This is a genomic window from Flavobacterium sp. (assembly GCF_035299245.1).
Taxonomy (GTDB): domain Bacteria; phylum Bacteroidota; class Bacteroidia; order Flavobacteriales; family Flavobacteriaceae; genus Flavobacterium.
This window is the reverse complement of sequence record NZ_DATGWY010000014.1, coordinates 110,752-122,838: the sequence shown is the minus strand read 5'-3', so window position 1 is coordinate 122,838 and position 12,087 is coordinate 110,752. Positions and strand designations below refer to the sequence as shown.

The 12,087-nt window shown below is 34.7% G+C and carries 10 protein-coding genes; 9 read left to right on the top strand and 1 reads right to left on the bottom strand.

The window, feature by feature from the left end:
- Positions 1-5: 5 nt before the first annotated feature.
- Positions 6-1,187, top strand: coding sequence for a Pycsar system effector family protein (locus VK161_RS09435; RefSeq protein ID WP_324214526.1), 1,182 nt, complete (start codon positions 6-8; stop codon positions 1,185-1,187).
- Here the strand turns inward: VK161_RS09435 and VK161_RS09430 are convergent.
- Positions 1,168-3,507 (bottom strand): GAF domain-containing protein, encoded by a 2,340-nt coding sequence (locus VK161_RS09430; RefSeq protein ID WP_324214525.1) that lies wholly within the window; start codon positions 3,505-3,507, stop codon positions 1,168-1,170. The two genes, VK161_RS09435 and VK161_RS09430, sit on opposite strands and share 20 nt — an antisense overlap.
- 620 nt (positions 3,508-4,127) lie before the next feature.
- Here VK161_RS09430 and VK161_RS09425 point away from each other — a divergent pair.
- The 8 genes from VK161_RS09425 to VK161_RS09390 all read left to right on the top strand — a co-directional run bounded on the left by VK161_RS09425 (position 4,128) and on the right by VK161_RS09390 (position 12,029).
- Entirely contained in the window at positions 4,128-5,075 is a 948-nt protein-coding gene (locus VK161_RS09425; RefSeq protein ID WP_324214524.1) for an alpha/beta hydrolase, read from the top strand.
- Positions 5,076-5,451: 376 nt separating this feature from the next.
- The gene (locus VK161_RS09420) at positions 5,452-6,201 is read left to right on the top strand and encodes an SDR family oxidoreductase (RefSeq protein ID WP_324214523.1); all 750 of its coding nucleotides are present in this window, start codon (positions 5,452-5,454) and stop codon (positions 6,199-6,201) included.
- A gap of 85 nt (positions 6,202-6,286) precedes the next feature.
- A complete protein-coding gene (locus tag VK161_RS09415) occupies positions 6,287-7,213 on the top strand; it encodes an alpha/beta hydrolase (protein ID WP_324214522.1) in 927 nt (308 codons plus the stop codon).
- 11 nt (positions 7,214-7,224) lie between these two features.
- A complete protein-coding gene (locus VK161_RS09410) occupies positions 7,225-8,313 on the top strand; it encodes an alpha/beta hydrolase (RefSeq protein WP_324214521.1) in 1,089 nt (362 codons plus the stop codon).
- Between the two features lie 52 nt (positions 8,314-8,365).
- Positions 8,366-9,121, top strand: coding sequence for an alpha/beta hydrolase (locus tag VK161_RS09405; protein WP_324214520.1), 756 nt, complete (start codon positions 8,366-8,368; stop codon positions 9,119-9,121).
- 291 nt (positions 9,122-9,412) lie between these two features.
- Positions 9,413-10,678, top strand: coding sequence for a HAMP domain-containing sensor histidine kinase (locus VK161_RS09400; protein WP_324214519.1), 1,266 nt, complete (start codon positions 9,413-9,415; stop codon positions 10,676-10,678).
- The gene (locus tag VK161_RS09395) at positions 10,671-11,357 is read left to right on the top strand and encodes a response regulator transcription factor (RefSeq protein ID WP_324214518.1); all 687 of its coding nucleotides are present in this window, start codon (positions 10,671-10,673) and stop codon (positions 11,355-11,357) included. Before VK161_RS09400 ends, VK161_RS09395 begins: the two co-directional genes overlap by 8 nt.
- Before the next feature lie 246 nt (positions 11,358-11,603).
- Positions 11,604-12,029: a hypothetical protein gene (locus VK161_RS09390; RefSeq protein WP_324214517.1), complete on the top strand. Its 426-nt coding sequence runs from the start codon at positions 11,604-11,606 to the stop codon at positions 12,027-12,029.
- The last annotated feature ends 58 nt before the right edge of the window (positions 12,030-12,087 follow it).

Genomic DNA, 12,087 nt, shown 5'->3' with positions numbered 1-12,087 from the left:
TGCAAATGACTTTATTGGAACAAGCTCAGGATTACGTTTACCGATTATTCAAAGATAAGTTATCTGATTCATTTTTGTATCATAATTTTAATCATACCTTATCCGTTGTTAATGCGGTCACTACTATAGCAGATGCAGAATCCATAATTGGTCAAGATCGCGAGCTATTACTACTAGCAGCTTGGTTTCACGATACGGGTTATGTGAATGGATGCGAGCGCCATGAAGAAAGTAGTGTTGTTATCGTTACCGAGTTTTTAAAATCACACGATTATCCTCAGGAGTATATTGAACAAGTAGCCAGTTTGATTAGAGCCACTGTTAAAAGTTTTGTTCCCACTACCGAATTGGAAAAAATCATTCGAGATGCGGATTATTTTCATTTGGCCAGTAAAGATTATTTATTGAGTGCGACTTATTTAAAAATGGAACTTAAGAATACAATGAATCTTGAGTTTACAGAGTTGGAATGGGCTAAAGAGAATTTGAAATTTTTGGAGCAACATCATTCTTTTTACAGTAGTTATGCACAAGAAAATTGGCAACTTCAAAAAGAGAAAAATAGTAAAAGACTACGTAAAAGAATACAACAATTAGAGCAACCCGATATGGTACAGTCAACAAAAAAAGTGAAGCAAAAGGAGAAAGAAACGCCCGATCGTAGTATTGATACTATGTTTAAGATTACACTTACCAACCATATTCGGTTGAGTGAGATCGCAGATAGTAAAGCCAATATCTTACTTTCGGTTAATGCCATTATCATATCGATTGCGTTGTCTACTATTATACCAAAATTGGATAGTCCGGGCAATGTTCATTTAATTGTACCGACCTTTATTATGGTTTTATTTAGCGTTATCAGTATCATTTTTGCCATATTATCAACCAAGCCTAAAGTAACTTCAGGTCAATTTACCCGAAAAGACATTGAAGATAAAAAGGTAAATTTGTTGTTTTTTGGAAACTTCTATAAGATGCCTTACGAGGAATACCAATGGGCGGTGAATGAGTTATTGAATGATAGAGCGTATTTACATAACTCAATGACCAAAGACTTATACTATCTTGGTTTAGTCTTAGCTCGAAAGTACCGTTTACTTCGATTTACCTATACTATTTTTATGGTGGGAATAGTAGTTTCTGTTTTAGCATTTGTATATGCTTTTAGGAATGTTCCACTGTAGTATTTTGATGCACTACTTTAACTCTGATGCCTTTAAGGCCAGATACTCCTTGAAGATCTTCGACTTCAAATTGCTCAACTGTTTTTTCTAGTATGTTTTTAAATTGGAGGTATTTGATGTAATCGAGGTATTCTTTTTCTTCGTGAGCGTGTGAATACACTATAGTTATCTTTTCTTTTTCGGTAATGCGGTCTTTCGTTCCTTTGATGAACGCTTTATCAATTCTTTTTTTGACCACTTCGTAGCGAGCATTGTAACTTCCGTCTACATCAAATCGCTTTTCATCCATGCGAAAACGAATTGAAATCGGAGAACTGAATACTAAGATGAGCGAAGTCACTTCCAAATGGTAGGGTAGTTCTGCTTTCATTTTATGATGTTCTAACTCCATTTCGCATAAGGTCTGCAATTGCCATAAACGCAAATTACTCAAATACATCTTGTCAAATGGAAGACTGGGATGTATTGAAGCGCCTATGTATAAATTATGTTCAACACCATCCGATTTAAAACGCTCATAATAATGAGGAAAAATGTTTTGCGCTGCAATTTGTTTCTCATCTAAAATAGCTGCCAGTCTTTTGTTTACTTTGGATAGTGCCTTGTCGAATTTTTTTCGAGCTTGATAAAACATTCCCGTTTTTTCGTCTATTTTATCAAAGTAGTTGGAGATAGCAGATTGGACTTCTTCAGTGGTGTTTTGAGTTCTGATAATCGGATGAATCTCCGATTCGATGTAACGTTGAATTACTTGTTCGGTATCGGCCTTTAGTGCAATATCTAATTCATTTAGATGGCTCGTTAATTCAAATTGACGTTGTTCCAAAATCATCAAATTGGCACTCGATTTTAAGGTATCAATGATTTCAATTAAGGTATTGATTTGTTTTTGCAAGTCCTGTTTCACCGTTTGATTGCGGTGTTCTGAAGACCCTTTAATGTCGATTTCTCCAAACAGTGGATACACTTCTTTAAAAATAATCTCTTTGAAAACGTGATCATTTTTTACCTTAGTATTGTGAAGGTACCGTTGGGCTTCTTTTTTGAACTTCCAATACACGCTCGAATGAATGGACGTATATTCTTTCTGAATAATGGCCTCTATTTGGTTTTGAATGTCCAGTTTGTATCGGCTTAATGTATCCACCAAATAAGGTAAAATTAAGTCCAGTTTATTGGCATTGATGCTGTTTAAAACATTTGGACTTTCGGAGCTCAATTCAAATATTCCCAACAACTCATTGTTTTTTACGACTGGAGCTAAAATACAACTTTGAATATTATGACATTTTAAATGTTGAATGAAGTTAGCATTTTGATTTGCTTCGGCAGATTTATTAACATTAGAAATTATGAATCTTTTTTGGTCTTGAACTACGGTTGATCGAAAGCAATCAAATAGTTGTTCATTGCAATCGGCTTTTTCAGTATTAAAAAGGATAAAACTACTGTTGTTTTTATCTTCGAATTTAGGACTAATGAGCAAATTATCTTGAGAGTCGTATATAGTAACACCTGCTTTGAGGTTGGGTATTTTGAAAATGGATCTAAAAATGGATTGAAAATCTTCTTCTAGTTCTTCATTTTTAGTGTCTGTGGCTTTTAGTAAATTGGTTTTCAGATTGGACAATGAACTTTCGATGGAGGCATCAAAAAGTTGAACAATGCCAAATCCGATCATGTTCCAACTGTAAGGTGGGAATTTTTCTTTCCACAACTCTATGTTGTCAAAATTATCAATTAAAATTGCAATGTCTGCCTCGGTTAGTTGTAAGGAATTTGAAGTTGGAGTGATGTCAATAAAATCGGCATTATACAATATGCGGTAATGTTTCATAATCCCATTTTTGTCGGGAATGTCATAAAAAAGCGGATTAGTAAAATCGATGTTTTGATTATAGAATGAATTGAGTATCAAACAACAACTCATTATATATAGATTATTTTGATCGAGGTCACGAATGTTCATGTCGAAATCGACACCAGCTTCATCAAGTATTTTTTTAAAACGATCGGTATAATTGAAGGTAATGTTGGTAAATGGTATGGTTACCGCTTTAATTTCGTTTTTGGTTAGCGCTGTAGGAAACAAATCGGCCAACAAATTTTTCAGTAAACCCTGATTTTGTTCAATCAAAGTTAAATCTTGTAACCCGGTTTTAAACTCAGGTATCAGCTTTATTTCATTGAGTAAAGATTGAGCGTAATTGGCTCTGTAATCTACATCGGACGCGGCAATATTTTCTAGTGTTTCAATTAAAATATGAAACGAAATCTGGATGATGAAAGGCGATTCGATTTGTTCTAGTTTCTGTACCATTATGCTGGAAAAAATTACGGGTTAAAGTTACGGTAATTTTGAGTATTTACTTAAACCTTTTTTAATGTATTTGTTATCGTGAAGCTTTAATAAAGACCAATTTTTTGAATAAATATTTATTGCTTATTCAATTTACCAATGATTGTGACCAAATTATTTTATCAACTAGCTTCCTAGCGAGACCCAACTTGAATTTGAATACAAATGATGCGGTATTCAATAAAAAAAGAACTAAACAAAATTAAATTTCATATTGAGTTTTCAGATTTATCATCAATAAAATGTTTTGACTGATAGAAATTAGTATTTAGTCATAATACAAAGTTGCAAAATAAATGCCACAATATTCTTGTTGAGGTTTCCAAGTCATAGCGAACTTAGTCTTTTGATGTTCTAGTTAAAACTAAAGTTTTGATAATGTCAATGCTTTGAAATGATTCTTTTAATTGGAATTGTGCTACTATGTAAAGATTCTTTGGAGCTGATGCCATCTTGATAACATAACATTTGTAATTTCTCACTTAACAGTAAATAACACTGCATAGCAGCAGATAACATCCAGTGTTCACTTACTGACATAATTTTGTCTCATAATAGTAACACATTAAAAAATAAACATTATGAAAACAAAAAAATTAATTCAGGAAGTAGGTTTTAAAATTCAAAAATCAGGATTTTTTTTAGCCTTATTATTATTGCTACAAGTTACGGCTTCAGCCCAAACTCAAATGACAAGCGAAACACCAAAGCCCAAAAAAACTATTGTTCTAATTACGGGTGCCTTTATCAGTAATAGCGGCTGGAATGAGTGGAAATCGTATTACGAAAGTAAAGGTTACAATGTTATTGCTCCAGCATGGCCCAACAAAGAAGGTTCTGTTGATTATTTAAGAACGAGTCAGCATGATCATCTTATTGCCAATCTTACATTAAACGAAGTGGTAGAATATCATGCAAAAATTATTGATTCCTTACCCGAGAAGCCAATTTTGATTGGTCACTCTTTTGGAGGTTTAATAGTTCAATTACTGATGCAGCAAGACAAAGGTTCAGTCGGAATAGCTTATCATTCTGTGCCTCCTAAAGGTGTGTTAACGACCAAATTTTCGTTCATCAGATCATTATGGGGACCATTAGGATTATTCAAATCGAATAAAAAAACCTATTTAATGTCGTATTCAGAATGGCAGTATGCTTTTACAAACGGAATGGAAGAAAGCGAGCAAAAAGCCTATTATGACAAATTAGTTATTCCTGAGTCGAGAAATGTATTGTGGGGTGCCCTAAAAAAATCAGGTAAAGTTGATTTCAAAAAAGCCCATGCACCATTATTGTTTGTATCCGGTAGCACAGATAACATAATTCCGGCAGTTTTGAACAAGAAAACTTACAAACGATACAAAAAACATCAGGCAGAAGGTTCGGTAACAGAATACAAAGAATTCAAAGGTCGAAATCACTTGGCAATGTCGCAACCCAACTGGCAAGAAGAAGCTGATTTCATATTGGAGTGGGCTCTCAAAAATGAAAAACAGACCAAAGAGCAGTATCTAGCAAGCAAACAGTAATTGGATAGTCTTTTTTTAGTACCGCTATTTTCAACGTGAGCGATAATGGCGGTACTTTTTAAAATAATGCTGCTACACCTTGCATCAACTCTTTCTAAATATCACGATTTAAAAGAGTAATTAACGATATGTCGATAAATTGAAATGGTTGATAATATCAAAACCCTTGTAAATAGGCTATTACATTAAAAGGCATACTGCTTGAATATATTGTCAAATAGGTTCTTAACACAAAATAACAATCAATAGTAGTCGATAACTTTTTGACTTCAATCACCGAACTACATTTGACTATTCAAAGTAATCAAATTCCAAAATTCAAATACCCATTGGTTGCTAACAATAAAAGAAACCTAAAATTTAAACAACACAAGTTATGAAAACAACAAAAAACACTATACTAATAACGGGAGGCGGATCGGGGATCGGTTTTGAGATGGCAAAGCTTTTTTCAAAAGACAATAAAGTCATTATAACAGGTAGAGATGCTCAAAAACTGAATAATGCAGCATTGAGTCTTGATAACGTAACGGCTATAGTATCGGATATTAATGATGAAGAAAGTGTAAATCGTTTGGTTAGCAGACTAGATCGCGAATTCCCCAATTTGAATATCGTTATTAACAATGCAGGTCTTGCCCTGTATTACAAACTAACCGATGAGAAGGTAAATGCTTTTGAGAAAGCAAGCGCGGAAATCCTGACCAATTACCTCTCGATTGTAAGGCTAACCGAAAAATTACTGCCACAACTGCAAAAACAGGCAAACGCTGCCTTTGTCAATGTGTCCTCAATTGCAGCTTTTTCTCCGGGGATAGTGCTTCCGGGATATGCTATTAGTAAAGCTGCTCTGCATTCCTATTCTCAAGTGTTGCGTATTACCCTAGAAAAAGAAAACAAATCGCACGTAAAAGTCTTTGAAGTAATGCCTCCATTAGTAAACACTTCTTTTTCAAAAGAAATTGGAGGAGAAAACGGTATAAGTCCGGCAGAAGTAGCCTTAGCATTAAAAAACGGCTTGGAGAGTGACACTTTTGAAATTCACGTAGCAGGAACAGCCGATTTTTACAAACTCTATTTGTCATCACCTGAGGCGGCCTTACAATACATAAACAGTACAAAATAAATATTAATATTAATTAAACTTAGAAACTATGAAACCGCAAATTAATTCAATTATTCGTTTGTTATGTTCGCATATTGAACACAAAATGTTAGAATTTACAAATAGCTGTAAAGCCAAATTGGCCTATGCTTTGAGTATCTTTTTAGTGTTAACAACCTTTACTTTAGAAGCTCAAAACGCCTTAAACTCAAAAACACAATTTGCAGAGGTTACAGGTAGAAAACTAGCCTACCGTTCCATTGGAAAAGGACAGCCCATTATTTTAGTAAACCGTTTCCGTGGCACTTTAGACACTTGGGATCCATTATTTTTGGACAAACTTGCCGAAAACTATCGTGTAATTACTTTTGATTATACCGGAATTGCTTCATCAACCGGAACGCTACCAACTGATATTACCGAAGTTGCCAAAGACGTAAAGGATTTAGCCGACTTTTTAAAATTAAAAAGTATCATCATCTTAGGTTGGTCCTATGGTGGTACTGTTGCTCAAGTAGCTACGTTACAATATCCCAAATTGATTACAAAAGCAATTTTGATTGGTACTGGACCTCCGGGTAAAAACGACGCACCATTGGAAAAAGCTTTTTTAGACCGCGCTCTAAAACCTATAAACGACTTGGATGATGAAATGGTACTGTTTTTTGAACCTGAATCCGAAGCGAGTGTCAAAGCAGGGAAATTATCACATGATCGAATTGCCAAACGCCTGGATGTATCTAAAATACCTTCAACCATGGATGTCTTTAATCTTTATTTTAAAGGCGGTGCCAACTACAGAGAAGACAAAGCCAACTTTAGAGAACAACTAAAAAATACTAAAACACCGATTCTGGTTATTTCAGGAGATCATGATATTTCTTTTGCAGTAGAAAATTGGTATGTTTTGTCTCGCCAATTGCCGACCACACAAATCATAGTATTTCCGCATACTGGTCATGCACCACAACATCAGTTTCCAGAGTTGACCGTAGATTACATTCACAGCTTTATCAATCATTCGAACCACTAAAAACAACTCTTATGAAAACGACAATAAGCACTTTAGCAATAGTATTAACAACTTTATTAGTAACCACATCTTGCCGCGACAACTTTGATGTTTCTGTCGATACGTCGGGTAAAAAAAATCAAAAAAAAATGGAAACAACAGTTCAAAATTATGCAACAGACCCTAATATTGACAAGGGAACCAAAGAATTTCTTAAAGTATTAAACTCAGGCGGAACTCCACTTGAAAAACTACCAATTGCAGATGCCAGAAATGTACTCGTTGGTGCGCAGGCTGGTGTAGATGTCGATTTGAGTGGTATTGAAGAGAGTGAAAAGACAATTACTAGTGACGGGTATACCATTAATCTAAATATTGTCCGACCTGAAAATGTGAAAGGAAAATTACCAGTGTTTATCTTTATCCACGGAGGTGGTTGGGTATTAGGAGATTATCCTACACATAAAAGATTAGTGCGCGATTTAGTAGTTGCCTCTGGAAGCGTAGCAGTATTTGTAAATTATTCACCTTCACCTGAAGCTAAATTTCCTGTAGCGATTAATGAAATTTATGCTGCCACTAAATGGGTTGCCAAAAACGGAGACGAAATCAATGTCGACGGTAAAAGATTGGGAATTGTAGGGAATAGTGCCGGAGGTAATATGGCAGCAGTGACTACCCTAATGGCAAAAGAAAAGAATGGTCCTAAAATTAAATTTCAAGTTTTATTATGGCCAGTGACTAATGCTGAATTCACCAATGAATCGTATCAAAAATTTGGAACGGACCGATTCTTAACTTCCTCTGTTATGCAATGGATGTTTGATCACTACACCACTGATGCTGCTGCACGTAAAAGTAGATTTGTTTCACCATTGCAAGCTACAATAGAACAACTACAAGGATTGCCACCTGCATTGATTCAAGTATCAGAGAATGATATTTTGCGTGATGAAGGAGAAGCCTACGGCAGAAAATTAGACGAAGCCGGCGTGAAAGTAACCACGGTTCGATACAACGGAACCATTCACGATTTTGGTTTGTTGAATGCTCTAGCAACCTTGCCCACTACACGATCGATGATAGATCATGCTGGAGCTGAATTAAGAAAGAATTTGTAATCATTTAATAACAAGAAAAATGAAAACAATCAATTCCAAAACCATAGTATTTGTGACCGGTGCATTTGTTAGTCATCATGGCTGGGATGCCTGGAGAGAATACTTTGAAAGTAAAGGGTATACGACTCATGCTCCGGCATGGCCTCATAAAGAAGGACAACCGGATGTACTTAGAAGTAAACACCCAATTCAAGATACTGACTTGGCAAACTTGCGATACATTGAAGTTGTAGACCACTATGCCAATTTTATCAAAAAATTGCCAGAACAACCGATAGTAGTTGGTCATTCATTAGGAGGATTAACGGTTCAGTTATTGTTGCAAAGAAATTTGGTAGCTGCTGCGGTTGCCATCCATTCAGTACCGCCACAAGGTGTGTTCTCATTTGAACTTTCCTTCTACAAATCTTTATGGAGTCCACTCGGACTATTTAGTTCAACTAAAAAAACCTATTTGATGTCCTTTAAAGATTGGCAATATAGTTTTACCAACGGAATGAGTTATGATGACCAGAAAAGGGCATATGATGCCAATACAATACCTGAATCGCGACTGGCTTTAAGAGATCCTCTGAGTTCAGTAGGTAAAGTAGATTTTAAGAAAAGTCACAATCCTTTGTTGTTTATCTCGGGTAGCACAGATCATATTATGCCAGCTCCGTTGAACTATAGAAACTTTAAACGCTATAAAGACAAAGGTTCAATAACACGGTATAAAGAATTTGAAGGGCACAATCACTTTGTATTGGGGTTGCCGAGTTGGAGAGAAGAAGCGGACTATATTTTAGATTTTATTGAAAGTAATTAAAAGAAAGAACCTAGATATAATAATGGTTCACTATTGATGATGATTGTGGAAGAGCTTCCTTTGTATAGGAGGCTTTTCCGTTATCTAATTTTTAGGACGAAATAGTGAATGTTATTTAGTGTTAAGCGCTTTATAGAGCTTGATGAATTTCGCTATATTTGTTTTATGAAGAAAATCAGACTCTGGAAAAATAGAAAAGCAATCAAACTTTACGCTGTGCTTGCTATTACTTTCATTACCGTATTTCAGGGGTATTGGCTTTTTACTGTATACCATAGTAAAAAGGAAATTATGCTCAAAGAGAGCGAAAACATACTCAAAAAAGTCATTTTGGAATATGATAACAAAACCGTTCAAGAACAAATTTTAAATTCTACCTCAGGTAACACCGAGCTGGATGAAGTAACTCGAAACTTATTAACAGCATTAAAAAATAATAAAAGTCTATCAGTAAAAATCTCTGTGGATGGGGAGCAATTTAATGACAGTACTTCGAGAGAGGTTATTGAAAAATTAACGAAAAAAAACAAAATCGCATCCAATGAAAAGAGTCAAAAAATATACCTTGGCATCAAAGATGAATTGATAGAGACCATTGGGAAGATTAAATTTTCGGTATATCATTACAACAAGAGTGCTGTTGATTGTTATCCGAAGCAAATTTTAGAATCGGATGGTGTAACGGATCAAATAAGATCAGATATGGATAGTAAACAATACTATGAGATTCACTTTGCCAATGTTAATCCAATAATAGTTCGAGACATGATTTCATCTATTATTTTGTCAATCATTTACATTGTAATTTGTAGTAGTGCAGTCGTTTTATTGATTTTTAATGTTGACAAAAGTAGAAAACTCATGCAGCAAAAAGACAATTTTACCAACAACATGACGCACGAGTTTAAAACTCCCATGTCCACTATTTATGCTGCTATTGAAGCATTAGACACCTACGATGTTTTAGAGGATAAAGAAATGACCCGAGAATATCTCGGCATGATGAAATTGGATCTTGACCGATTAATTAATATGACCGATTCCATTCTGTTTAATGCCAAAATGAGTGAAGGTGAAGTTGCATTAAACCTTGAAAAAACAAACTTGGTTTCCTTTGTTAGTACAATTTCGAATAATTTGAAACACGTCCTTGAAAAAAAAGGAGCACAGATAAATATCACTTCAAGTAATGACGAATTGTTTGTCATGGCTGATTTCGAACATTTTGGCAATGTCTTCCGCAATCTTATTGACAATTCCATCAAATATTCTAAAGAAGATGCGATGATAACCATCAAGCTTTCGAGAGAAGGACAATCGGCCAAGATTCTTTTTTCGGATGAAGGTATCGGGATTCCGAATAAATATAAATTGGAGATCTTTAAACCCTATTTCCGTGTTCAAGAAAATGATGTTTACACAGTAAAAGGGTATGGTTTGGGTTTGAGCTACATCAAGCAAATCATTCTATTACACTCAGGAAAAATTGAACTGGTAGATACTAGTACTAACAAAGGAACGACATTTGAAATTCTAATACCATTAGCCCATGAATAATGCAAAAATACTTTACATTGAAGACGAGCAATCACTCGGTAAAATCACCCGAGATATGCTTGTAAAAAACGGCTTTACAGTTGATTGGTTAGAAGACGGAAGAAGAGCTCTTGAAGCATTTAAAACTAATAGTTACAGCATTTGTGTAGTAGATATTATGGTGCCCGGAATTGATGGGTATACGTTTGTAAAAGAAATCAGAAAACTCAATGCGGCAATTCCGGTTATCTTCTTAACCGCACGTTCGCTAACGGATGATGTTGTAAAGGGATTTGAAATAGGAGGTAATGATTACCTTAAAAAACCCTTTAGAATTGAGGAATTGATAGTGCGTATCAATTCGTTATTGAACAGAATGCCAAAACCAGCTGAAACAACGCAACAGGAATTCATCTTGGGTAAATTTACGTTTAATTATGCTACTATGGAATTAATCAGTGCTGCCAAAACAGTTTTACTCACTAATCTCGAAAATGAGTTGGTTTACCGACTGATACAGCAGAAAAATTCAGTTGTTGAAAGGCAAAAAGTGCTAATAGAACTTTGGGGCGATGATACTTTTTATAATGCCCGAAGTATGGATGTGTTCATCACCAAATTACGAAAGTACTTTGCCGAAGATCCATCTATTTCTATTGTAAATATTAGAGGGAAAGGCTACAAGATGATTGTCAAATAAAAGAAAAAAACGAGACTAACAATCTCGTTTTTTTTTAGTCTTTCTTTTTGATTATTCTCCCATCCAAGAGAGTCATGCTTTATCTTTTATGTTGATTAAGAACAAAAACAACCCATAATCGTAGTCTTTAGGTTAAGAATATTTTGATTTTGCTATTAACACTAATTAACACTCCATAGTAGTGCATAACGTTTTGGTCTTCGTATTGCAAATACCTTTGTCGTGTAACATTTAAATAATAGTATTATGAAAACAACTTTTTACACCAGACTTTTTGCATTAGTATTTGCAATAGTAATTTCGACTAATGTAGCAGCCCAAAAAAAGGACTATACTAAAGAATTAGACCTTATTTTTACCTCTTTTCAAAAGATGGATTACAAAACACTTGAACCGCTTTTGGATTCCGATGTCAAAATTTCCGACAAAATTCCTACCGGTATGAATGATATTGTAATTCCACAAGTTTTGGTTCAGCTTCCCATACCGAGTAGTTATACTACATTAAGTAAAGAAACCATTGGTACAAGTACTAAGATTACAACGGAGTACAGTTATCCTAGTGGAAAAAAACGATTGCAATTTTTTACATTTAATCAAGAAGGTAAAGTGATTGAACTTGATATATTGCGAGATGCAACCAAAGTTGAAGCCGAATATCGTTCAAAATAAACAAATAAAATCAACTACATTGCGCTTTTGTGCATTGTAGTTGCTATTTTATACTCTA